This window comes from Mycolicibacterium parafortuitum, from assembly GCF_010725485.1.
GTDB lineage: Bacteria > Actinomycetota > Actinomycetes > Mycobacteriales > Mycobacteriaceae > Mycobacterium.
This window is the reverse complement of record NZ_AP022598.1, coordinates 747566-770500: the sequence shown is the minus strand read 5'-3', so window position 1 is coordinate 770500 and position 22935 is coordinate 747566. Positions and strand designations below refer to the sequence as shown.

The 22935-nt window shown below is 68.6% G+C and carries 22 protein-coding genes; 17 read left to right on the top strand and 5 right to left on the bottom strand.

Annotation, left to right across the window (positions count from 1 at the left end; genetic code table 11):
• Window positions 1–12 precede the first annotated feature (12 nt).
• Window positions 13–2052, bottom strand: coding sequence for a prolyl oligopeptidase family serine peptidase (locus NTM_RS03560; protein ID WP_163765476.1), 2040 nt, complete (start codon window positions 2050–2052; stop codon window positions 13–15).
• 81 nt (window positions 2053–2133) lie between these two features.
• Complete coding sequence (locus NTM_RS03555; protein ID WP_163765475.1) at window positions 2134–3978, bottom strand: flavin-containing monooxygenase; 1845 nt, start codon at window positions 3976–3978, stop codon at window positions 2134–2136.
• 127 nt (window positions 3979–4105) lie between these two features.
• Between NTM_RS03555 and NTM_RS03550 the strand changes: the two genes are divergently transcribed.
• From NTM_RS03550 to NTM_RS03485, 14 genes are all read left to right on the top strand, one after another.
• The gene (locus NTM_RS03550) at window positions 4106–5158 is read left to right on the top strand and encodes a 2,3-butanediol dehydrogenase (RefSeq protein ID WP_104861814.1); all 1053 of its coding nucleotides are present in this window, start codon (window positions 4106–4108) and stop codon (window positions 5156–5158) included.
• A 2-nt stretch (window positions 5159–5160) separates the two neighbouring features.
• On the top strand, window positions 5161–5955 hold the full coding sequence (locus NTM_RS03545; protein WP_163765474.1) for an acetoin reductase: 795 nt from the start codon (window positions 5161–5163) through the stop codon (window positions 5953–5955).
• 23 nt (window positions 5956–5978) lie between these two features.
• Window positions 5979–7286, top strand: coding sequence for a GAF domain-containing protein (locus tag NTM_RS03540; RefSeq protein WP_163765473.1), 1308 nt, complete (start codon window positions 5979–5981; stop codon window positions 7284–7286).
• Between the two features lies 1 nt (window position 7287).
• Window positions 7288–7770 (top strand): DUF779 domain-containing protein, encoded by a 483-nt coding sequence (locus tag NTM_RS03535; RefSeq protein WP_104861817.1) that lies wholly within the window; start codon window positions 7288–7290, stop codon window positions 7768–7770.
• 237 nt (window positions 7771–8007) lie between these two features.
• Window positions 8008–8286 (top strand): putative holin, encoded by a 279-nt coding sequence (locus tag NTM_RS03530; protein ID WP_104861818.1) that lies wholly within the window; start codon window positions 8008–8010, stop codon window positions 8284–8286.
• The gene (locus tag NTM_RS03525; protein ID WP_232079608.1) at window positions 8279–8710 is read left to right on the top strand and encodes a hypothetical protein; all 432 of its coding nucleotides are present in this window, start codon (window positions 8279–8281) and stop codon (window positions 8708–8710) included. Before NTM_RS03530 ends, NTM_RS03525 begins: the two co-directional genes overlap by 8 nt.
• 56 nt (window positions 8711–8766) lie before the next feature.
• The gene (locus tag NTM_RS03520) at window positions 8767–10350 is read left to right on the top strand and encodes an ABC transporter substrate-binding protein (protein ID WP_236644915.1); all 1584 of its coding nucleotides are present in this window, start codon (window positions 8767–8769) and stop codon (window positions 10348–10350) included.
• Complete coding sequence (locus tag NTM_RS03515) at window positions 10338–11360, top strand: ABC transporter permease (protein ID WP_232079607.1); 1023 nt, start codon at window positions 10338–10340, stop codon at window positions 11358–11360. Before NTM_RS03520 ends, NTM_RS03515 begins: the two co-directional genes overlap by 13 nt.
• Window positions 11357–12202 carry an ABC transporter permease gene (locus NTM_RS03510; RefSeq protein ID WP_163765472.1) on the top strand — a complete coding sequence of 282 codons (846 nt, stop codon included), beginning with the start codon at window positions 11357–11359 and terminating at the stop codon, window positions 12200–12202. The genes NTM_RS03515 and NTM_RS03510 overlap by 4 nt, the downstream gene beginning before the upstream one ends.
• Before the next feature lie 22 nt (window positions 12203–12224).
• Complete coding sequence (locus NTM_RS03505) at window positions 12225–12989, top strand: ATP-binding cassette domain-containing protein (protein WP_163765471.1); 765 nt, start codon at window positions 12225–12227, stop codon at window positions 12987–12989.
• Window positions 12986–13612: an ABC transporter ATP-binding protein gene (locus tag NTM_RS03500; RefSeq protein ID WP_163765470.1), complete on the top strand. Its 627-nt coding sequence runs from the start codon at window positions 12986–12988 to the stop codon at window positions 13610–13612. Before NTM_RS03505 ends, NTM_RS03500 begins: the two co-directional genes overlap by 4 nt.
• Before the next feature lie 6 nt (window positions 13613–13618).
• Window positions 13619–15025 carry a dihydrolipoyl dehydrogenase gene (lpdA, locus tag NTM_RS03495; protein ID WP_163765469.1) on the top strand — a complete coding sequence of 469 codons (1407 nt, stop codon included), beginning with the start codon at window positions 13619–13621 and terminating at the stop codon, window positions 15023–15025.
• On the top strand, window positions 15026–15304 hold the full coding sequence (locus NTM_RS03490; RefSeq protein WP_179963873.1) for a hypothetical protein: 279 nt from the start codon (window positions 15026–15028) through the stop codon (window positions 15302–15304).
• A gap of 14 nt (window positions 15305–15318) precedes the next feature.
• Window positions 15319–16425 (top strand): GGDEF domain-containing protein, encoded by a 1107-nt coding sequence (locus NTM_RS03485; RefSeq protein ID WP_104861824.1) that lies wholly within the window; start codon window positions 15319–15321, stop codon window positions 16423–16425.
• 4 nt (window positions 16426–16429) lie between these two features.
• Here the strand turns inward: NTM_RS03485 and NTM_RS03480 are convergent, their stop codons facing one another.
• Genes NTM_RS03480 through ramB form a run of 3 tightly spaced genes read right to left on the bottom strand, consistent with a single transcriptional unit; the run spans window position 16430 to window position 19423 of the window.
• A complete protein-coding gene (locus NTM_RS03480; RefSeq protein WP_163765468.1) occupies window positions 16430–17398 on the bottom strand; it encodes an alpha/beta fold hydrolase in 969 nt (322 codons plus the stop codon).
• Window positions 17399–17453: 55 nt separating this feature from the next.
• Complete coding sequence (locus tag NTM_RS03475; RefSeq protein WP_163765467.1) at window positions 17454–17990, bottom strand: carboxymuconolactone decarboxylase family protein; 537 nt, start codon at window positions 17988–17990, stop codon at window positions 17454–17456.
• Complete coding sequence (ramB, locus tag NTM_RS03470) at window positions 17987–19423, bottom strand: acetate metabolism transcriptional regulator RamB (protein ID WP_104861827.1); 1437 nt, start codon at window positions 19421–19423, stop codon at window positions 17987–17989. Before ramB ends, NTM_RS03475 begins: the two co-directional genes overlap by 4 nt.
• A 120-nt stretch (window positions 19424–19543) precedes the next feature.
• On the opposite strand from ramB, the gene NTM_RS03465 reads away from it, so the two are divergent.
• From NTM_RS03465 to NTM_RS03455, 3 genes are all read left to right on the top strand, one after another.
• Window positions 19544–20323, top strand: a complete 780-nt coding sequence (locus NTM_RS03465; RefSeq protein WP_104861828.1) for an acyl-[acyl-carrier-protein] thioesterase — start codon at window positions 19544–19546, stop codon at window positions 20321–20323.
• Window positions 20324–20605: 282 nt separating this feature from the next.
• Entirely contained in the window at window positions 20606–21898 is a 1293-nt protein-coding gene (gene aceA, locus NTM_RS03460) for an isocitrate lyase (RefSeq protein WP_104861829.1), read from the top strand.
• 148 nt (window positions 21899–22046) lie between these two features.
• Window positions 22047–22901 carry a 3-hydroxybutyryl-CoA dehydrogenase gene (locus NTM_RS03455; protein WP_104861830.1) on the top strand — a complete coding sequence of 285 codons (855 nt, stop codon included), beginning with the start codon at window positions 22047–22049 and terminating at the stop codon, window positions 22899–22901.
• Window positions 22902–22935 lie beyond the last annotated feature (34 nt).

Sequence of the window (22935 nt, the reverse complement as noted above, 5' to 3'; positions counted from 1 at the left end):
GCGATGTCCATTTCAGGGCGTTCCGCCCAGGGTGCGCAGCAGGTATTCGTAGATCAGTGCGGACCGGAACGCGACCTGCGGATTGTCCGACGCACCGGCGTGTCCGCCCTCGATGTTCTCGTAGTAGCGCACCGGATGGCCGGCGGCCTCCAGCGCCGCGGTCATCTTCCTGGCGTGGCCGGGGTGCACCCGGTCGTCGCGGGTCGACGTGGTGATCAGCACCGGGGGATAGCGCCTATCCGTCGAGATGTTCTGATACGGCGAGTATTCGGCCATGAACGCCCAGTCGTCGGGATCGTCGGGGTCGCCGTACTCGGCCACCCAGGACGCCCCGGCCAGTAGCAGGTGGAACCGCTTCATGTCGAGTAGCGGCACGCTGCACACCAGCGCGCCGAACAGTTGCGGATACCGGGTCAGCATCACACCCATCAGCAGGCCGCCGTTGCTGCCGCCCTGCGCACCGAGCTGCTCCACGGTGGTGATGCCCCGGGCCACCAGGTCGCGTGCCACCGCGGCGAAATCCTCGTAGACCAGATGCCGGCCGTCGCGCATCGCCTGGGTGTGCCACGTGGGCCCGTACTCGCCGCCGCCGCGGATGTTGGCCAGCACGTAGGTGCCGCCGCGCGACAGCCACAGCCGCCCCATCACACCGTCGTATCCGGGTGTGCGGGCCACCTCGAACCCGCCGTACCCGCCGAGCAGCGTCGGGCCGGGGGATTTCCGATGGCGGTGTCCCACAACAAAGTACGGCACAGCGGTGCCGTCGTCGGACGTCGCGAAGTGCTGAGTGACCTCGAGATCGGCGGCGTCGAAGAACGACGGCGCCCGTTTGATCTCGACCAGGTCCCCGCCGGCGGGGCCGTACAGCAACCGTGACGGGGTGTCGAAACCCGAAGAGTCCAGGAAGATCTCGTCACCGAGGTGATCGGCGGCGGCGATGGTGGTGTTGGTGTTCTCGGGCAGCCCGGTGACCGGTTCCGCGGTCCACACCCCCGGGGTGTAGACCTCGACGCGGCTGGCCACGTCGGCGAGCGTGACGACCACCAGCCGGTCGCGGGTCCACGCGTAGTGGTGCAGACAGGTGTGGGCGTCGGGGGTGAACACCACCTGCAGTTCGGCTGTACCGCCGAGGAACTGCTCGTAGTCGGCGGCCAGCAGCGCCCCGGCCGGATAGCTCTGCGTGCCGTACGTCCATTCGGTGCGCAGCTCGATCAGCAGCCACTCCCGGTGGATCGAGATGCTGGCGTCGGTCGGGGTGTCGATGCGGATAAGCTCGCCGCCGCGTAGTTCGTAGACCTGCTCGTTGAAGAAGTCGAACGCCCGCCCGATCAGGGTGCGCTCGTATCCCGGCGTGTGGTGGTGCGATCCGGCGACCAGCACATCGGATTCGGCGCCGCTGAACAGGGTTTCGGCCGCGGACAGCGGCTCGCCGCGCCGCCACCGCTTCACCAGGCGCGGGTAGCCCGACTCGGTCAGCGATCCGTCGCCGAAGTCGGTGCCGACCAGCACGGTGTTCTCGTCCTCCCAGGACACCTGGGACTTGGCCTCGGGCAACTCGAACCCGCCGTCGACGAACATCCTTGTCCGCATGTCGAACTCGCGGACCACCGCGGCGTCGGCACCACCGCGGGACAGGCTGATCAGCGCCAGGTGGTAGTCCGGCTCCAGCACGTCGGCGCCGGCCCACACCCAGTTCTCGCCGTCGCGGCGGGCCAGCTCGTCGACGTCGATCACGACGTCCCAGTCCGGCTGTTCGGTGCGGTAGCTCTCCAGGGTGGTGCGCCGCCACACACCCTTCTGGTGATCGGCGTCGCGCCAGAAGTTGTACAGGTACTCGCCGCGCCTGCGCACATACGGGATGCGGGCATCGGTGTCGAGGACCTCGAGCGCCTCGGCGCGCATCTGCTCGAAGCGCGCCCCGCCGAGTTCGGCGATCGTCGGCTCGTTGTGGGCGCGCACCCAGGCGAGCGCGTCGTCGCCGGTGACATCCTCCAGCCAGAGGTACGGGTCGGTCGTGGGGACAACGGGGCGGGTGTCGGTCACGCACCCCATTGTTCCCTCTGGCCGAAACTGCATTCCAGCAGGTCCGCACTCGGACTTTCCCCGCTGGAATGCAGTTTCGGCGAAAGGCGGTCAGGACAGGTGGTGGACCTCCTGCAGCCCGTACACCGGTGTCGGCAACCCCTCGTAGCGGGCCTTCAGCTGCAGCGCCAGGTACAGCGAGTAATGCCGCGACTGGTGCAGGTTCCCGCCGTGAAACCACAGGTTCGGCTGCTGGGTGGGTTTCCACATGTTGCGCTGTTCGCCTTCCCACGGGCCGGGATCCTTCGGGGTGTCGCTGCCCAGGCCCCACACCTTGCCCACCCGGTCGGCGACGTCCTGACCGATCAGATCGGCGGCCCAGCCGTTCATCGAGCCGTAGCCGGTCGCGTAGACGACCACGTCGGCGGGCAGCACGGTACCGTCGGCGAGCACCACCGCGTCCTCGGTCAGCCGGTCGACCTGCCCGTGCGCGAGCTTGATCCGGCCGTCGGCGACCATGTCACACGCGCCGACGTCGATGTAGTAGCCCGAACCGCGCCGCAGGTACTTCATGAACAGCCCGGAACCATCGGCGCCCCAGTCCAATTCGAATCCGGCGGCTTCGAGCCGGTCGTAGAACTCCTTGTCGCGCTCGCGCATCCGGTCATACAGCGGGATCTGGAACTCGTGCATGATCCGGTACGGCAGCGACGCGAACGTCAGGTCCGCCTTCTCGGTCGTCATCCCCGCGGCCAGCGCGCGCTCGGAGTACAGATCGCCGAGCCCGATGTCCATCAGGGTGTCGGATTTGACGATGTGCGTGGAGGAGCGCTGCACCATCGTCACGTCGACGCCGTTCTCGTAGAGCGCCTTGCAGATGTCGTGCGCGGAGTTGTTGGACCCGATCACGACGGCTTTCTTGCCGACGTAGGAGTCCGGGCCTGGGTGCGCGCTGGAGTGGTGCTGATCGCCGCGGAACACGTCCTGGCCGGGGAGCACCGGAACGTTCGGCTTGCCCGACATCCCGGTCGCCAGCACCAGCTGGGTCGGATGCAGCGTCAGCCGTTCCCCGTCGCGGTCCACCTCGACGGTCCACTGTCCTGCGGCCTCGTCGAAGGAGGCCGACAGGCAGGTGGTCTTCGACCAGTACGGCACCTCCATCACCCGGGTGTAGAACTCCAGCCAGTCGCCGATCTTGTCCTTCGGCGCGAAGACCGGCCAGTTCTGCGGGAACGGCAGATACGGCAGGTGGTCGTACCAGACGGGGTCGTGCAGGCACAGCGACTTGTACCGCTTGCGCCACTGGTCGCCGGGGCGTTCGTGCTTGTCGACGACGATCGCGGGGACCCCGAGTTGGCGCAGCCGCGCCCCGAGCGCGATACCGCCCTGCCCGCCGCCGATGACCAGCGTGTAGGGCTGCCGCGAATAGCCGAGCGCGGCCTCCTCCTCGCTCTTCTTCTCCGCCCACGACCGCGGATCGGGGTCGTCGCCGTGCACGGCGCCCAGCACGCGGCCGGCGCCCTTGCGTTCCTCGTGCCCCTTGAGCTCCTGCAGCGTGGTCAGCAGCGTCCACGCGCGGTCGGCGCCGTCCTCGTCCTTCAGGCGAAGATGACCGTTGCCGCGTCCGACGGCGGTCTCGAACTCGATGAACGCCGACACCACCGCGTCGGCCCCGTCGCCGTCCTGGACGGCGGGTTCGCTGGTGCGGAACCCCGACGGGCCGGTCTCGGCGAGCCGAGCGCTGAGCATGGCGCCGATCTGGTCGCGGCCTTCGAGGGTCTTGAGGTTCCAGGTGAACGCGACCAGGTCGCGCCAGAAGCCGTCGACGGCGAACATGCCGGTGACGCGGTCGACGTCGCGGACGGCCAGCGCGGCCTCGAAGTCGGCGAGCCAGGCCTCGACGCGCTGCTGCGGCGTCAGCTCGGTGGTGGTCTGAGGGTCGAGAGTCGAAGTCATGTGAGCCAGGACACATCGGTGCCGGTGCGGCTGACAAGAGTTGCGAAGAGTTGCAACGACGCGGTCGCCGCGCTGCAACCCCCTGCAACTCTTTCGCGCTGTGTCGGCCGTCACATAGGAATGCGGCATGAGAGCAGCTGTGTACTACGGACCGAACAAGCTCGAGGTCGACGAGGTTCCCGAACCCGAGCCGCGACCAGGGACGGTCAAGCTCAAGGTCGGCTTCAACGGCATCTGCGGAACCGACCTGCACGAGTACTACGCCGGCCCGATCTTCGTGCCGACCGCGCCCCATCCGCTCACCGGCGCGCAGCTGCCGCTGACGATGGGACACGAGTTCTCCGGCACGATCACCGCGGTCGGTGACGGCGTCACCGGCTGGCAGGAGGGCGACCGTGTCGCGGTCGAGCCGATCTACAAGTGCGATCGCTGCGGCCCGTGCCGGGCCGGCAATTACAACGTCTGCCAACAGATCGGCTTTCACGGCCTGATGTCCGACGGCGGCATGGCCGAGTACACCGTGGTGCCGACGAGCATGCTGCACCGGCTGCCCGACACCGTCTCGCTGGAGCTCGGCGCGCTGGTCGAGCCGATGTCGGTGGCCTATCACGCCGCCACCCTCGGCGAGGTGAGCGCCGGTGACACGGCCATGGTGTTCGGCGCCGGCCCGATCGGTATCGGGCTGTGGTTCGCGCTGCGTGGCAAAGGGCTCGACGACGTGTTCGTCGTGGAACCGTCACCGACCCGCCGCGCCGCGATCGAGGCGCTCGGCGCCAGCACCCTGGACCCGACCGCCGACGACGTGCCGGCCCTCATCGCCGACCACACGGGCGGCGACGGCGCCGACGCGGTGTTCGACGCCGCCGGCGTGACACCGTCCGTGGCCACCGCGCTGGCCTGCATCGGGTCCCGGAAGCCGATGATCAGCGTCGCCATCTACGAAAAGCCTTTGGAGACACCTCTTCTGAATCTCGTGATGAATGAGTCGAGGGTCCAGGGCTCGTTGTGCTACACCGGCGCCGACTTCGAGGCGGTGATCGCGCTGATGGCCGACGGCCGATACGACACCACCGGCTGGGTCACCCGGATCCCGATCGACGATGTGGTCGACGAGGGCTTCGAAGCGTTGCACGCCGGCACCAAGATGAAGGTTCTCGTGGATCCGAACGGAGCGGAATAGTCATGGCACTCAACGGAAAAGTCGCACTCGTCACCGGCGCGGCCCGCGGTATCGGCCGCGGCATCGCCCTGCGCCTGGCCCGAGACGGCGCCGACGTGGCCCTGGTGGACATCCACCAGGGCGGTCTCGATGACGTCGCCGCGGAGATCGCCGAAATCGGCAGCAAAGCAACAACGTTCGTGGCCGACGTCAGCGACCGCGACCAGGTCTTCGCCGCGGTGGAACACGCCGCTGCGGCCCTCGGCGGTTTCGACATCATGGTGAACAACGCCGGTATCGCTCTCGTCGGCCCGATCAGCGAGGTGACACCGGCCGAGGTTCAGAAACTCTGGTCGATCAACGTCGACGGCGTGCTGTGGGGGATCCAGGCGGCCGTCGCGCAGTTCACCACGTTGCGCAACAAGGAGCAGGGGAAGATCAGCAAGATCATCAACGCCTCGTCGATCGCCGGCCACGACGGGTTCGCGATGCTCGGGCCGTACAGCGCGACGAAATTCGCGGTCAGGGCACTCACCCAGGCCGCGGCCAAGGAACACGCCGCCGACGGCATCACCGTCAACGCGTACTGTCCCGGCGTCGTCGGCACCGACATGTGGGTGGAGATCGACAAACGGTTCGCCGAGCTGACCGGCGCCGCCGAGGGTGAGACGTACGACAAGTTCGTCGGGGGCATCGCACTGGGCCGCGCCGAGACCCCGGACGATGTCGCCGGTTTCGTGTCGTATCTGGCCGGGCCGGATTCGGACTACATGACGGGGCAGGCGGGGCTCATCGACGGCGGTCTGGTCTACCGCTGAGATGGGGAGCACAATCGGAGTCGATGCCCAGCAATGTCGGCAGCCCGCTCGTGCCTGAGCCCGCCGTCGCAGTCGGTGAGGATCCGCGCAGCTATGCGCGGCTGATGTCGGCTGTCTACGACGCGACGATGGCCGGCGCTCGCGCGCCGGCGCGGCCGCGGGAGGTCATCGGGGACTCGTGGCGCCGGGTCATGGCCAGCGGTATCGAGCCCGATGAACAGGCCGAGCCGGTGGTCGAGACGGGTGCGCTGGAGATGCTCCGTCGGTCCTCCGGGCTGATGGAGGTGCTCGACGACATCTCCCACGGACTGGGGCCGCTGGTCGCCGACGGCGAGAACATCCTCGTGGTGGCCGATGCGAAGGGTCGGGTGCTGTGGCGCTCCGGGTCGCCGTCGGTGCTGATGAACGCCGACCGGCTGGGTTTCGTCGAAGGCGCCAACTGGGGTGAGCGCGCGGTCGGCACCAACGCGATCGGCACGGCCCTGGTGTCCCAGCGTGCCGTCCAGGTGTTCTCGGCCGAGCACTTCCTGCGTAGCCACCACTCGTGGACCTGCGCGGGGGCACCGATCCGGGATCCGCGCACGGGGCAGGTCATCGGCGTGGTCGACGTGTCCGGGCCGGCCGCGACCGTGCACCCGACGACGGTGGCACTCGTCGACGCCGTCGCCCGACTCGCCGAGTCCCATCTGCGGGTCGAGCACGACCGCACGCTGAACAGACTGCGGGCGCTCACGGCGCCGATCCTGGCGCGGATGGGGAGCCCGGCACTGGTCGTCGACACCGACGGATGGGTGGCCGCTGTCGATGCGATGCCGCTGCACCACCGCATCCTGTTACCCGAGCGGCTCGGCCCGGGGCGGGTGCGGTTGGCGACGTTGGGGATGTGCGCCGTCGAGCCGCTGCCCGGCGGTTGGCTGGTGCGTCCGGCCGGGGGAGAGGACGACGAGGACGCCGACGATGCGCATCCGTCGCGGGCGACGCTCGACGTCAGTGACCCGGACCGCCCGTCGCTGGTCATGGTCGGACGGTCCGGCAGCTGGCGCCACGACCTGTCGTTACGGCACGCGGAAATCCTTGTCGCTCTGGCTCTCTCGCCCCAAGGCCGGTCCGCGCCGCAGCTCGCCGAGGATCTCTACGGGGACCGGTCGAAGGTGGTGACCGTCCGTGCGGAGATGTCGCGGCTGCGCAAGCAGTTCGCCGGGATCCTCGCCACCAAGCCGTACCGTTTCGCGGGGGCGATCGAGTTGTCCGTCCGGTATCCCGCCGACCGGCGCATGATCCTTCCTCCGTCGAACGCTCCGGTGATCAGAGTCGCGAGGGACAATGGCTGACATGGCTGCACCCCCTCGGGCACTGATCACCGCCGCCGCCGCGGAACTTCTGCTGACGCTGCAGGAACGGCACGGCCCGTTGATGTTTCACCAGTCCGGCGGATGCTGCGACGGTTCGTCGCCGATGTGCTATCCCGCCGGCGATTTCATCGTCGGGGACCGTGACGTGCTGCTCGCGGTGCTCGACGTCGGCGACACGGTGCCGGTCTGGATCTCCGGTCCGCAGTTCGACACGTGGAAACACACCCAGCTGGTGATCGACGTGGTGCCGGGCAGAGGCGGCGGTTTCAGCCTGGAATCGCCGGAGGGCAAGCGGTTTCTGTCCCGCGGCCGGGCGTTCACCGAGGACGAGAACCGCGCGCTCGACAACGTCCCGCCGGTGACGGGTGCGGCCTACGAGCGGGGTGAACGACCGCCGCGGACCGGCACGCACGTCGTCGCGGACGCCCAGGTTCAGGACGCGTGCGCGATTCCGCAGCGTTGAGCGCGAGGACGCGCTGAAAGTATGAACACAAGATCATCACGATCATGACGCCACGGGCGGGATCGCAGCGGGCTCAATCGGATCCGTCCGCACCGCATCTACCGGGCACGAAACGACTTGGCACCGTCGCCTGCGGTGGAACACGTGCCCGCGCCGTGACCGGGCTGTTACTCCAGGCGGCGCCGGTTGCGGCGCGCCGCCCGAAAACCGGTCCATAGCAGCGTTATCGTCGAAGACGTGATCCCGTTGCCACGAGCATCGGTCCTCGCCGGAGTGATGATCATCGGTGTCGCTCTGGGCATGATGGCCGCGCTCATCGCCGCCGTCGAAGTCACCGCGACTGTCCGGCCGGACCTCGTCATCGGTGTCGTGGTCGGCGTGCCGAGTGTGATCGGCATGTTGATGATCCTGATGTCGAGCCGGCGGTGGGTCACTGCCGTCGGCGCCATGATCCTGGCCATCGGACCGGGTTGGTTCGGGGCCCTCACCGCGATCCAGGTGGCCTCCGGTGTCTGAGCAGACGCAGTCCTTCACGCCCGTGTTCACCGGCGGAATCGCGATGCCGACGGTGATCGATCCACCCGCGCACAGCGGCGAACTTCCCCCGCCGCACGCCCAACCGGTCGTCGTCCCGTCGGTCCAGCAGTACGTGAGCCGGTGGCGGTTCGTTGCTGTCGTCGCCGCGATCTGGATCGTCGCGGCCGCCGCCGGGGCGGGTTTGTACTACTGGTGGTTCCACTCGATGGACAAATCCCTGCCTGTGTTCGCCGTGCTCGTCTTCGTCGTCGCCTGCGTCGTGGGCAGCCTGCTGACCGCGATGGTGCAGGAGAGGCCCGGTATCGCGGCGATGTCCCTGGCGATGATGTCGGCGCCGCTGGCGACGGCTCTGGGCGCCGGTGCGCTCTACGCAAGCTACGGATTGGGCTGGATTCCCACCTGAGGCGGCGCCCGAAGGGTCGTTGCGCGCAGAAGTAGCTCATGTGTTCAGATAGACACATGAATTCTCGTGTCGCGATGGCCTGTGCCGTGAGTGCTCTGCTTGCCGCGACGGCGTGCTCGGCGTCCTCCACCGAGGAGCCCCGCGACCAGATCGTGCTCGCGGAAGGCTACGAGCTCGGGGGCTACAACCCGGTCAACGGCTACGCCGAGTCCGGTGTCTCCCCGATCTACGACGGTCTCTTCCGGCCGAGCGCGACCACCGACACCGTTGTTCCGGAGCTGGTCCCAGCTCTCGCGGGTGAGGAGCCGCAGCCTGCCGGGCCGAACCGCTGGCGTATCCCGCTGCGGCCCGGCGTCACATTCTCCGACGGCAGCACGTTCGACTCCGCCGACGTGGTGGCGACGTACAACGCCGTCCCGGACCCCCTGGTGGCGTCGGAGATCTCCACCTCGGTGGCGCCCATCCTGTCGATCGAGGCCGACGGTCCCGACGCCGTCGTCGTCGAACTCGACACCGCGGCCGACCCGAAACCCTATCTGCTGCTGGGCATTCTGCCATCGGAGAAGGTCGAGGCGAAGCCGGCCGCGGATTGGGCCGTCAACACCGCCCCCGTCGGCACCGGCCCGTACCGCCTGGAGAGCCTGCGCCCCGATCAGGCCGTCCTGGTCGCGCGCGACGACTACTGGGGCGGTGTCCCGCAGGTCACGCGGCTGGTCTACACCTATGCGCCCGACGACAACGCCCGGGCGCAGAGCATGGTGGCCGGTGCCGTCGACGGCACGAATCTTCCGCCGCGACTGGTTGATTCGGTCAAGAGCTCGAACGGCGACGTGCGGACCGTCGCCGTGCGTTCTGCGGACTGGCGCGGCATCGCCCTGCCCGCGGGTAACCCGTTCACCGCCGACGTGACCGCCCGGCTGGCGATGAACATCGGCGTCGACCGTGACGCGATGGTGCGCGATGTCCTCCTCGGCTACGGCAGCCCGGCCAGTACCCCGGTGGCCCCCGCGTACGGCGACGCCTTCGATCCCGGTGCGCAGTACGCGTTCGACCTCGACCGGGCCAAGGGACTGCTCGACGATGCGGGATGGCGTACCGGCCCCGATCAGGTCCGCGAAAAAGACGGTGCGCGAGCATCGTTCGAGCTGTTGTACAACGCGCAGGACACGCTGCGCCGTGATCTGGCGGTGGCCTACGCCGCGGCGATGAAACCGCTCGGCGTCGACGTCCGGCCGCGCGGCACCAGCTGGGACGAGATCGACACCCGGTTCGCCGACTCGGCCGTGGTGCTCGGCGGCGGCTCGACGCCCTACAGCATCGACTCCCAGGTGTACGACACCCTGCACACGCGGGTGCCCGAATCGTCGCCGTACTCCAATCCGGGGAACTTCACCGCGCCGGGGCTCGACGAGATGCTCGAACAGGCCGGCCGATCGCCGTCCGGTCCCGCCAAGGACGAGCTGTACCGCAGGATCCAGGCCTCGTACGCGGCCGCGCCGTCGCATGTCTTCCTGGTGTTCCTGCACCACACCTACAGCTACAAGGATCTCGGCTGGCAGCAGAGCCCGCCGATCATGGAGCCCCACTCGCACGGGGTGTCGTGGGGTCCCTGGTGGAATCTCGCCTCGTGGACACGCTGACGCCGCCGGCACTCGCCGAGAAGGTTGCCGCGCGCCCTGTGCGTGCCGCGGCCCGGTTGCTGGCGGTCCGGGCGGCCGTCGCGGTGCCCCTGACTGTCGCGATCTCGGCGGCGATCTTCGCCGTCGCGTCGCTGTCGCCCTTCGATCCGCTGGCCGCCTATCTCGGCAGCAACTACCAGTTCGCGACGCAGTCCCAGCGGGAGGCGATGCGCGAGGCCTACAACACCGACATGCCGTGGTATCAGGCCTGGTGGCAGTGGATCGGCGGCGTGTCACGGGGTGAACTCGGCTGGTCGTCGACGCAGTCGCAACCGGTTACCACCGTGCTGGCCGAGCGGATGCCGTTCACGCTGGCCCTGTCCGGGGCCGCGCTGCTGACCGCGGCGGTGTCGGCGGTGCTGCTGGGCTGCCTGGCGGGGATGCGCCGAGGTGGTCTGGTCGATCGGCTGTGTACCGGCTTCTCGGTGACCTTCGCCGCGGTGCCACCGTTCGTGGTGTCGCTGGCACTGGTGGTGGTCGTCGCGGTAGGTCTGCGATGGCTTCCCGCTTCCGGTGCCGCGCCGCCCGGCGCCGACTACACCGTCGAAGGTGTTCTGCGCCATGCCATCCTGCCATGGATCGCGCTCACGGTGTCGATGATTCCGTGGCTGTTGCTGACCACGCGCGCCGCCGTCGTCGAAAGCGTCGGCTCCGATGCGGTGCGCGCCGCGCGGTCCCGCGGGGTGCACGGCTGGGCACTGCTGCGCGGGCACATCGCGCCGGTCTCGGTACTTCCGACGCTGGCGCTGCTGGGCACCAGGCTGCCCGAGTTGATCGCCGGCGCCGCGATCGTCGAGACCGTCTTCGGCTGGCCCGGTATGGCCGCCGTGCTGGTGGATTCGGCTGCGGCACTGGACTTTGCGCTGCTCGCCGCGCTGACTGTGGCCGCGGCCGCCGCGGTACTGGCCGGTTCGGCGCTGTCGGATGCGGCGGCGGTGGCGATCGATCCGCGGGTCAGGATGAGGGCATGAGCGAGCTTGCGAGCGAATCATCGGCCCAGAGCGAGCTTGCCCGCACCTCCCGGTGGCCGTGGCTCGTGCTCGGTGTCATCACCGCGGCGGCCCTCGGTATCCCGCTGCTGGCCGGCGAGCAGGTGGCCGACTTCTCCGCCGCGCTGCGCCCGCCGAGCGCCGAACACCTTGTCGGAACCGATCATTCGGGCTACGACCTGCTGGTCCGCACCGCGGAGGGGCTGCGGGTCTCGCTGTTGATCGCCGTGGTGTGCGCGGTGGCGGCGACGTGCCTGGGGCTCGCGGTCGGTGTCGCCGCGGCACTGGCCGGCGGGTGGCTCGACGCGGTCGTGATGCGCCTGGTCGACGGGTTCAACGCGCTGCCCCACCTGGTGGTCGGGATCGTGATCGCCGCGATGTGGCGCGGCGCCCCGCTGGCGATCATCGCGTCCATCGCGCTGACGCACTGGCCGGCGGTCGCGCGCGTGGTGCGCGCCGAACTGCTCGCGGTCGCCAATGCCGGGTGGGTGGAGTCCGCACGGCTGGCGGGGGCCTCGCGGTGGTTCGTCGCGCGCACCCATCTCGTGCCCGCGGTGACGGGGCAGGCCCTGGTCGCGATGATCGTGCTGCTGCCGCACGCGGTGTGGCACGAGTCCACGCTGTCGTTCCTGGGGGTCGGGCTCTCCCCGGACCGCGCCAGCCTCGGCACGCTGCTCAGCGAGGCCCGCGGCGACGTGCTCACCGGCGCCTGGTGGACGCTGGCCGTCCCCGCCGCGGCGTTGATCGCGACCGCGCTCGCCTTCGCCGCGGCCGGCACCCTCATGCGCAACCGGCACCGACCACCGACGGGGCAGGTGTGGTGAGTTCATTCAGCAGGAGGACACGATGAGCGCCGCGCGCCTGACCGGGCTGACCGTAGGCATCGATCTTCGCCGGGGACGCCACTCGGCCACCGTCGACGTGCTCGACGACGTCCACCTCGACGTCCCGGCCGGCCGCGTCACCGCGCTGGTCGGCGAATCCGGTTGCGGCAAATCGCTGGTGGCCGCCGCGCTGACCGGACTGATGCCGCCGGGGTCCCGGGTCCGCGGCACGGTGCACGTCGGTGGCAGGCAGGTGCGCTGCGACGACGAGCGTGCCTGGCGGGAGTTGCGCGGCCGCCAGGTCGGTTCGGTGCCGCAGTCGGCGTCGACGTCGTTCACCCCGGTACGCACCATCGGCTCCCAGTTGGCCGAGGTCTGTGCCCGGTTGGACTCGGACCGCACTCCCGGGCAACTGTGTGCCGCCGTCGCGCTGCCGCCACACGTCGTCGACCGCTACCCGCACGAACTGTCCGGCGGCATGGCCCAGCGTGTCGCGATCGCCGCGGCGCTCGCCGGCCGCCCCGGCGTTCTGGTCGCCGACGAACCCACCTCGGCGCTGGACCCCGACAACGCCGCGCTGATCTGGCAGCTGCTCGGCGACGCCGCCTCCGACGGCGCGGGCGTACTGGTCATCACCCACGACATGCCGTCGCTGCTGCGCGCGGCGGTGTGCGACGACGTCGCGGTGATGGCGCGCGGCACCGTGCTGTCGCAGGCCACGTTGTCCGACACGCTCACCAGCGCCGATCCGTACACGCAGGCCCTGCTCGGGACGGTTGCGGTGTGACCGGACTGTCGGCCACCGGCGTCGGGCTGGCCTTCGGGGGCAGAACCGTGCTGGACGGGGTCAATCTGAGCGCCCCGGCCGGGCAGATCACCGGGGTGACCGGTGCATCGGGCAGCGGGAAGACCACCCTGCTGCGGGTGCTGGCCGGACTGCAGCGCCCCGACACCGGCGAGATCCGCTACGACGGGGACCCGGTGGCGCCGAAGGGATCGATCGCGCTGCTCGCCCAGCACCCGCGCCTGGTGTGCAACCCGCGCTGGACCCTGGGGCAGATCATCGCCGAACCCGCGCTGATCCGCGGTGACCGATTCGGCGCCGCCGACCTGCGCAGCACCGCCGGCGACGTGGGGCTCGACCCCGCGCTGCTCGACCGCTATCCGGGGCAGGTCAGCGACGGACAGTTGCAGCGCGCCTGTCTCGGGAGGGTGCTCACCCAGCGAGCCCGCTTCGTGCTGTGCGACGAGCCGACCGCGATGCTCGACCCGATTTCCACCGCGTCCGTCGTGGCCTTGTTGCGCGGCGTCGCCGACGGTGGCGCGTCCGTGGTCCTCGTCAGCCACGACGCCGTATTGGTCGAGACGCTCACAGCGGCCACGCTCGCCTTGCCGAGCCCACTAGGGTAGGTAAACGTGACCCACTATGACGTCGTCGTCCTCGGAGCCGGCCCCGGCGGATACGTCGCGGCCATACGCGCGGCCCAGCTCGGGCTGAAGACCGCCATCGTCGAACCCAAGTACTGGGGCGGTGTGTGCCTCAACGTCGGGTGCATCCCGTCGAAGGCATTGCTGCGCAACGCCGAACTCGCCCACGTGTTCCACAAGGACGCCAAGACGTTCGGTATCAGCGGCGACGTCAGCTTCGACTACGGCGCGGCGTATGACCGCAGCCGCAAGGTCGCCGACGGCCGCGTCGCCGGTGTGCACTTCCTGATGAAGAAGAACAAGATCACCGAGATCCACGGCTATGGCAAGTTCACCGGGCCCAACAGCCTCGAAGTCGACCTGAACGAGGGTGACACCGAGAAGGTCGAGTTCGACAACGCGATCATCGCGACCGGTTCGAGCACCCGGCTGGTGCCGGGCACATCGCTGAGCGACAACGTCGTCACCTACGAGAAGCAGATCCTGAGCCGCGAACTGCCCGAGTCGATCATCATCGCCGGCGCCGGTGCCATCGGCATGGAGTTCGCCTACGTGCTGAAGAACTACGGGGTCGACGTCACCATCGTCGAGTTTTTGCCGCGCGCGCTGCCCAACGAGGACGCCGAGGTGTCCAAGGAGATCGAGAAGCAGTACAAGAAGCTCGGCGTCAAGATCCTGACCGGCACCAAGGTCGAGTCCATCGAGGATGACGGCGGCCAGGTCACCGTCAAGGTGAGCAAGAACGACAAGACCGAGGAACTGAAGGCCGACAAGGTCATGCAGGCCATCGGATTCGCGCCGAACGTCGAGGGCTTCGGGCTGGACAAGGCCGGCGTCGAGCTCACCGACCGTAAGGCCATCGGCATCGACGACTACATGCGCACCAACGTGCCGCACATCTACGCGATCGGTGACGTGACCGGCAAGCTGCAGCTCGCGCACGTCGCCGAGGCGATGGGCGTGGTCGCGGCCGAGACCATCGCCGGGGCGGAGACGCTGGCACTCGGCGACTACCGGATGATGCCGCGGGCGACGTTCTGTCAGCCGCAGGTCGCGAGCTTCGGGCTGACCGAGGAGCAGGCCAAGGAAGAAGCGGAACGACGAGGGTCTGAAATAGTCGTCGCGAAGTTCCCGTTCACCGCCAACGGCAAGGCACACGGTCTCGGCGACCCGACCGGCTTCGTGAAGCTGATCGCCGACAAGAAACATCTCGAGCTGCTCGGCGGCCACCTGATCGGTCCCGACGTCGCCGAGTTGCTGCCGGAGTTGACGCTGGCCCAGAAGTGGGATCTGACGGCCAACGAGCTCGCCCGCAACGTGCACACCCACCCGACCCTGTCGGAGGCGCTGCAGGAGTGCTTCCACGGCCTGGTCGGCCACATGATCAACTTCTAATTGAGGGCGATCTGGGTCGCCGGTATCGGCGGATTGGTGGTCGGCCACATCCTGTGGCTGGCCGGTATCTCCTTTGCCATCTCGTCGACCAACATTCCCGCATGGGTGCTCGTCGTCGCCGGGGTGTCGTTCGCCGTCGGCGTGGCCGCATCACTGCGCGGCCGCCGGCTGTGGCAGCGCAGGGATGAGAAGTCCGAGGCCCGTGCCGCCTTTCTGTGGGGACTGTCGGTGTCGCCGGTGCTGTTGTCGCTGATCGTGCTCGGCGTGACGTACCTGTAGGTCAAAATGGCCTAGTGGGAGACGGGACCGCCGGTATCGGTGTGCTGCTGCGGGAATGGTGGCAGCAGCGCGACGAGTACCAGTGGCGGATCGACTTCCTGCGCACGCGCGGGCTGCTAAGGATCCTCCGCTGGATCATCGCGGGCATCGGCGCGACCATGGGCTTGCTGGCAGCGGTCAACGTGTTCGTGCCGCCTGGCGCCGACGGTGCGCTGTTCCGTATCGGGTGGGCCGTCACTGCGGTGGGTTCGCTGGGCTGGGCGGTGCGCTGGTCGGTGCGCCCGTGGCCTTCGGTGCGTGAATCCGCGATGCTCGTCGTGTATGTCGATGCGTTGATGACGCTGTCGGCGCTGCTGTTCGGCGATCCCAATTTCGCGATGTCGGGGATCCCGATCCTGCTGTGCGCCGGCGGTTATGTGGTGTTCTTCCACGGTCCACGGCTGCACCTGGTCCATATCGCCTGGTGCACGATCGCGGTGGTCGGCATCGCGGTGTGGCTGGCGAAGTCCAACCCCGAGTACGGACTGCAGGTTGGGGTCTCGCGGGCGGTGATAGCGCTGCTGGTCACCGTGTGCATCCTTCCCGCGCTGCAGTTCGGCTTCTGGTTGCTGCAGGGCAGTTCGAAGCAGTCGCTCACCGATCCGCTGACGGAGCTGACCAATCGGCGCGGGCTGGCGATGTCGGTGAAACGACTCAACGCCGACGCCCGCGACGACGGGCATCTGTGCGCGCTGTTGATCGACGTCGACGGCTTCAAACGTGTCAATGACACCTTCGGTCACGCCGTGGGCGACGACGTGCTGATCCGCACCGCGCGCCGGATCCGGGCCAGCGTCGACGACGACGCGGTCGTGGTGCGCTGGGGCGGGGAGGAGTTCCTCGTCGTCGACCGGATCGCGCGCCGGCGCGCCCACGAGGTCGCCGAGCGGATCCGCGCGGCGGTCGCCGAACCGGCGGACCCGACCGTCACCGTGAGTATCGGGCTGGCCACCAGCGAACGCCCCGACATCGACCTGATCGACGTGATCACCGCCGCCGACGCGGCGATGTACGAGGCCAAGGCCGAGGGCGGTAACCGGGTCGTGGTCGTCACCGACGGCTCTACGAACGGGTCCGCCTGACGGGTCAGCTCTGCTTGCGGCGCTCGCCGTTGCGTGGCGTGAGGTGCTCGGCGAGGAACGCGAGCACATCGTCGGCTTTGGCGAACCCGCCGAGGTGGCTCTCGTCGGGCATCAACAGCAGGTCGACGTCGGGAAGGTGTTCGGCGGCGGCCTGCGCGTCGGCCAGCGAGATGATCGAGTCCGCGTCGCCGTGCCACCACCGCACCGGCACGTTCACGTCGGACAGCCGGAAACCCCAGTCGAGGCCGAACAGACGGGCGTCGTCGAGCAGGGCCTGGAACCCGCCGTTGGCGACGTGCACGATGTCGTCGATGAACATCGCCTCGATCTCCGGGTTGGCGAACACCCGCTTGTCGCCGTCGGGCATCGCCGACGCCAGACCCGAGTAGACCGGGTGTGCCAGCGGGATCACGGTGGTCAGCATGCCGGCGGTGACCGCCGCGAAGGGCCGGCGCAGCGCCGAGGTCACTGCGGAGAACCTTCTCGCCAACGCGATCGCCCCGCTGGCGGTGGCGTCGGGGCCGACCGACGGGGTGACGCCGCCGAGCACCGCGACGGCGGCCACCCGGTCGCGCAGCGCGGGCATCCCGGCGCAGGCCAGCGCGTACGGGCCGCCGCCGGACAGGCCCGCGACGCCGATGCGGTCGGCGCCGAGGACATCGGCGACATGGGCCATATCGGTGGCCCAGTCGCCGATCTGGCCGTACTTGTGCCGGTCGCTCAGGCCCGAGCCCGCCCGCTCGACGAGCACCACCCGCAGGCCGAGTCGTTCGGCCGCGCGCCGGCCGACGATCGGCAGCTGTCGGCGGCCGCCCGGGGTGCCGTGGAACCACAGCACCGGTGGGCCGGTCGGATCACCGAACTCGGCGTAGCCCAGGCGTCGGCCGCCGGGCAGGAAGAACGTGCCTTCGGCACGCGGGGGTTCGCAGCGGGGCACACCGGGAGGGTGGCGCCACGGATTCGCGGGGCTCATGGACGCATGGTAACCGTGGCGTTACACCCGCGGTCATTCGTGTCAACCCGTGCCGTCAGTCCGGGAAGTCCAGTGGCACGCCGAGCGTCGAAATCGTCGCGGCCAGACCGTCGTATTGCGCTGCGAGCAGACAGAATTCGATCAGCTGCGGCTTGCTGAAGTGGCGGCTGAGCTGCTGCCAGGTCTCGGGGGACACACCGCGGGTGACGACGAACTCGTCGGTCGCGGTGATCAGCACGCGTTCGCGCTCGGTCAGTCCGTCGGCGTCGGGGCCTTCGAAGATGCGCGCCTGAGTCTCCTTGTCGAGCCCTCGCGAGCGCGCCAGCCTGCGGTGCTGCTGCAGCTCGTACTCGCTGTCGCGCAGGTGTCCGACGCGCAGGATCACCACCTCGGCGTCGTGACGGGACAGCTTGCCCGCGTAGAGCAGGTACCCCGACAGTGGCAGCCAGGCCAGGAACAGCAGACGGTGCCGGCCGAGAACGTTCATCAGGCTGAACCGGGGCCGGCGGATACCGCGGGCGCCGCCCTTGGCGATCAGCCAGTTCAGCGGGCCGAGATCCTTGAAGCCGCCGGGCGGGATGCGTTCGGTCATGACTGCTTCACCAGGTACGGCGAGACGGTGGAGCGGTGCTCGTCGATGTCGAGCGCGCGGCCGAGCGCGGGGAACGCGCGCTGCGGGCAGTTGTCGCGCTCGCACACGCGGCAACCGGCGCCGATCGGCGTCGCGGGCACATTGGGATCACCGGTCACCAGGCCTTCCGAGTAGACCAACCGCTGCGCGTGTCGCAATTCGCAGCCGAGGCCGATCGCGAACGTCTTACCCGGCTGACCATAGCGGGTGGCGCGGCGCTCCACGGTGCGCGCCACCCACATGTAGGCGCGTCCGTCGGGCATCTCGGCGATCTGCACGCCGATCTTGCCGGGGTTGGCGAACGTCTCGTAGACGTTCCACAGCGGGCAGGTGCCGCCGCTGGACGAGAAGTGAAAACCGGTGGCGGACTGGCGTTTCGACATGTTCCCGGCCCGGTCGACCCGGACGAACGAGAACGGCACTCCACGCATCGTCGGGCGCTGCAGCGTCGAAAGCCGGTGGCAGATCGTCTCGTAGCTCACCGAGTAGTACGCCGACAGCCGCTCGATGTCATAGCGGAACCTCTCGGCCACCTCATGGAACTGTGCGTAGGGCAGCACCGCGGCGGCGGCGAAGTAGTTCGCCAAACCCATCCGGGCCAGCTTCTTGGACTCCTCGCTGGTGAAATGTCCGTCCTCGACCAGCTTTTCGATCAGATCGCCGCACTCCAGGTAGGCCAGCTCGGCGGCCATCCGGAACACCCGCTGCCCGGCCGAGAGCTGGGTGCCGATCTCGAGACGCTTGGTGGCCGGGTCGTAGCGGTGCATCACCGCCTCGCCGAGGTCGGGGCTGCGGATGATCGTCACACCGTGCACGAACCGCAGCCGGTCGGCCAGGTCGCTGGCCAGCTCCCCGCGGTGCACCCGCATGTCCGCGGTCAGGTTCTCGGCGGCCATGTCGAGGTCGTGCAGATAGTTCTGGCGTTGGTAGAAGTAGTCGCGGACCTCCTCGTGCGGCATCGAGATCGCGCCGGAACCGCTGGCGCCGGACCCGACGCCGCCGAGGAACCGGTCCTCGGTCGCGGCGGCCAACTGGGTGGTGGTCAACTGGTAGCGGCGGTGCAGGTTCACCATCGCCCGCGCCAGCCCCGGATGCGAGGCGACCATGTCGGCGACCTCGGCCGGGTCGACGTCGACGTCGAGGTCGCGGTCCATCAGGACCTCGCGCAGTTCGGCGATCAGCCGGGTGTCGTCCTGGGAGGCGAAGAACGTCGCGTCCACACCGAAGACCTCGGTGATGCGCAGCAGCACCGCGACGGTCAGCGGGCGCACGTCGTGCTCGATCTGGTTCAGGTAGCTCGGCGAGATCTCCAGCATCTGCGCGAGCGCGGCCTGGCTGAAGCCGCGCTCGCTGCGCAGCTGCCGCACCCGGGCGCCGACGTACGTTTTGGCCACGTCAGCGAGCGTAACAACCCTGCTAAGGCGGTATTCGCAGCGTTGGCAGTGCGGCGCCGTGTGGCAGTATCGAAACCCGTGAGCAGCACTGGACGACCGGCTACGGGTCTGGCGAAGACGATGATGCCGGTGCCGGATCCGCACCCCGACGTCTTCGACGTCCAGTGGCCGCTGCGGGTCGCCGACGTCGACCGCGAGGGCCGGCTCAAGTTCGATGCCGCCACCCGCCACATCCAGGACATCGGCACCGATCAGCTGCGGGAGATGGGCTTCGAGGAGACCCATCCGCTGTGGATCGTGCGGCGGACCATGATCGACATGATCGAGCCGATCGTGTTCAAGGACACGCTGCGGTTGCGGCGCTGGTGCTCGGGAACGTCGAACCGCTGGTGCGAGATGCGGGTTCGCATCGACGGCAGGCGGGGCCGCGGCCTTCTGGAATCCGAGGCGTTCTGGATCAACATCAACCGCGAGACCCAGGGGCCCGCACGCATCAGCGACGATTTCATCGAAGGCCTGCGGCGCACCACGAGCGAGACCCGGTTGCGGTGGAAGGCCTACCTGAAACCGGGCTCCCGCGACGACGCCGCCTCCGTGCACCGGTTCCCGGTTCGCGTCAGTGACATCGACATCTTCGACCACATGAACAACGCGGTGTACTGGAGCGTCGTCGAGGACTACCTGGCATCGCGCCCCGAACTGATGAAGGCTCCGCTGCGGGTCGCCATCGAGCACGATCTGCCGGTGGCCCTCGGAGACGATCTGGAGATCATCCGGCACGAGTATCCGGCGGGTTCGACCGACAAGTTCGGCGAGGAACTCACCGATCGCGCTGTTACAACCCTCACATATGCGGTCGGCACCGAGACGAAAGCCGTCGCCGCGATCTTCGCGCTCTGAGTGCGCCAGTTAAACAGTACGGGCGTACTGACCTGCGCATATTCGCTACTCGTCGGTAGCTTCTGAACCGGTCAAGGCCCGCGCCTTCTTTGCAAACTTTGCAAATTGCCGCACGCGCTTGGCGAAAATTGGCAAGCGAAACGGGTGGACCTGGGGTTATGGGCTGAGGCATGCTCGGTGTAGCAAGCCGGTGAACTCACCGGAGCATTAACAAAGGCTGTGAGTCCTCCCCGCCGGGAGGTTTGCAGTGCTGTGCAACACATCGAAGGAGCAGGCCCCGCCATGACGAAGTCGACCGTTGGCACGCCGAAGAGCCCGGAGCAGATCCAGCACGATTGGGACCACAACCCCCGCTGGAAGGGCATCACCCGCACCTACACCCCTGACGACGTCATCGCCCTGCAGGGCCATGTCGTCGAGGAGCACACCCTCGCCCGCCGCGGCGCCGAGGTGCTGTGGGAGCAGCTGCACGACATGGACTTCGTCAACGCGCTCGGCGCGCTGACCGGCAACATGGCCGTCCAGCAGGTCCGCGCCGGCCTGAAGGCCATCTACCTGTCCGGTTGGCAGGTCGCCGGCGACGCCAACCTGTCCGGCCACACCTACCCCGACCAGAGCCTCTACCCGGCCAACTCGGTGCCGCAGGTGGTGCGCCGCATCAACAACGCGCTGTTGCGCGCCGACGAGATCGCCAAGGTCGAGGGCGACACCTCCGTCGAGAACTGGCTCGCCCCGATCGTCGCCGACGGTGAAGCCGGCTTCGGCGGCGCGCTGAACGTCTACGAACTGCAGAAGGCGATGATCGCCGCCGGTGTCGCCGGTTCGCACTGGGAGGACCAGCTGGCCTCGGAGAAGAAGTGCGGCCACCTCGGTGGCAAGGTGCTGATCCCGACCCAGCAGCACATCCGCACCCTGACCTCGGCCCGTCTGGCCGCTGACGTCGCCGGCGTGCCGACCGTCGTCATCGCCCGCACCGACGCCGAGGCCGCCACGCTGATCACCTCTGATGTGGACGAGCGCGACCAGCCGTTCATCACCGGCGAGCGCACCGCCGAGGGCTTCTACCGGGTCAAGAACGGCCTCGAGCCCTGCATCGCCCGCGCCAAGGCCTACGCGCCGTACTCCGACCTGATCTGGATGGAGACCGGCACCCCGGACCTGGAGCTGGCCAAGAAGTTCGCCGAGGGCGTCAAGAGCGAGTTCCCGGACCAGATGCTGGCCTACAACTGCTCGCCGTCGTTCAACTGGCGCAAGCACCTGGACGACGCGACGATCGCGAAGTTCCAGAAGGAACTCGGCGCGATGGGCTTCAAGTTCCAGTTCATCACGCTGGCCGGCTTCCACGCGCTCAACTACTCGATGTTCGATCTGGCCTACGGCTACGCCCGCAACCAGATGACCGCCTACGTCGACCTGCAGGAGCGCGAGTTCGCGGCCGAGGAGCGCGGCTACACCGCGACCAAGCACCAGCGCGAGGTCGGCGCCGGCTACTTCGACCGGATCGCCACCACCGTGGACCCGACCAGCTCGACCACCGCGCTCGCGGGCTCGACCGAAGAAGGTCAGTTCCACTAAGAGTCCCGTCGGCACCGCGAGCGCGCGTGTCTGAACGGCAACCCGCCGTCGCAGGCGTACACGGAGCGCACGCTCGCACCAGCTTGACAGCGCAGACCCCGCCCAGAAATCTTGGGCGGGGTCTGTCGCATGTAACAGGAGAAAAGACTTGAGCATTGAACGTGTAGGTGTGGTCGGCGCCGGGCAGATGGGTTCGGGCATCGCCGAGGTGGCCGCGAAGGCGGGCGCGAACGTCGTCGTCTACGAGCCCTCAGACGCGCTCGTCAACGCGGGCCGCGGACGTATCACCGCGTCGCTGGAGCGGGCGAAGGCCAAGGGCAAGCTCGCCGCCGACGACTTCGAGATCACGCTGGGACGGCTGACGTTCACCACCGATCTCGCCGACCTGGCCGACCGACAGCTGGTGATCGAGGCGATCATCGAGGACGAGGCCGTCAAGGCCAAGGTCTTCGCGCAGCTCGACGAGGTCGTCACCGACCCCGATGCGGTGCTGGCGTCGAACACCTCCAGCATCCCGATCATGAAGATCGCTGCGGCGACCAAGAATCCGAGCCGGGTGCTGGGCCTGCACTTCTTCAACCCGGTGCCCGTACTCCCGCTCGTCGAGGTGATCAACACGCTCGTGACGTCCGAGGACGCGATCGCGCGGGTCGAGCAGTTCGCAAGCGATGTGCTGGGCAAGAAGGTCGTGCGCTGCGGCGACCGTTCGGGCTTCATCGTCAACGCGCTGCTGGTGCCGTACCTGCTGTCGGCGATCCGGATGGCCGAGGCGGGCGTCGCGACGGTCGAGGACATCGACACCGCGATCGTCGCCGGGCTCTCGCACCCGATGGGCCCGCTGCGGCTGTCGGACCTGATCGGCCTGGACACCATGAAGCTGATCGCCGACTCGATGTACGACGAATACAAGGACCCGAACTTCGCGCCGCCGCCGCTGCTGCAGCGCATGGTCGAGGCCGGTCAGCTCGGCAAGAAGTCGGGCAAGGGCTTCTACACGTACTGAGGCGCTTTCGATCGCCGAGCGCACGCTTTCTGGC

Excerpts from the sequence above, each read along its gene's own strand:
- NTM_RS03535 (WP_104861817.1), top strand. The coding sequence starts at position 7,288 with ATGGCTGCACCCCCTCGGGCACTGATCACCGCCGCCGCCGCGGAACTT.
- NTM_RS03540 (WP_163765473.1), top strand. The coding sequence starts at position 5,979 with ATGCCCAGCAATGTCGGCAGCCCGCTCGTGCCTGAGCCCGCCGTCGCA.
- NTM_RS03510 (WP_163765472.1), top strand. The coding sequence starts at position 11,357 with ATGAGCGAGCTTGCGAGCGAATCATCGGCCCAGAGCGAGCTTGCCCGC.
- NTM_RS03545 (WP_163765474.1), top strand. The coding sequence starts at position 5,161 with ATGGCACTCAACGGAAAAGTCGCACTCGTCACCGGCGCGGCCCGCGGT.
- NTM_RS03480 (WP_163765468.1), bottom strand. The coding sequence starts at position 17,398 with ATGAGCCCCGCGAATCCGTGGCGCCACCCTCCCGGTGTGCCCCGCTGC.
- NTM_RS03520 (WP_236644915.1), top strand. The coding sequence starts at position 8,767 with ATGAATTCTCGTGTCGCGATGGCCTGTGCCGTGAGTGCTCTGCTTGCC.
- NTM_RS03465 (WP_104861828.1), top strand. The coding sequence starts at position 19,544 with ATGATGCCGGTGCCGGATCCGCACCCCGACGTCTTCGACGTCCAGTGG.
- NTM_RS03555 (WP_163765475.1), bottom strand. The coding sequence starts at position 3,978 with ATGACTTCGACTCTCGACCCTCAGACCACCACCGAGCTGACGCCGCAG.
- NTM_RS03505 (WP_163765471.1), top strand. The coding sequence starts at position 12,225 with ATGAGCGCCGCGCGCCTGACCGGGCTGACCGTAGGCATCGATCTTCGC.
- NTM_RS03560 (WP_163765476.1), bottom strand. The coding sequence starts at position 2,052 with ATGGGGTGCGTGACCGACACCCGCCCCGTTGTCCCCACGACCGACCCG.
- NTM_RS03475 (WP_163765467.1), bottom strand. The coding sequence starts at position 17,990 with ATGACCGAACGCATCCCGCCCGGCGGCTTCAAGGATCTCGGCCCGCTG.
- aceA (WP_104861829.1), top strand. The coding sequence starts at position 20,606 with ATGACGAAGTCGACCGTTGGCACGCCGAAGAGCCCGGAGCAGATCCAG.
- NTM_RS03550 (WP_104861814.1), top strand. The coding sequence starts at position 4,106 with ATGAGAGCAGCTGTGTACTACGGACCGAACAAGCTCGAGGTCGACGAG.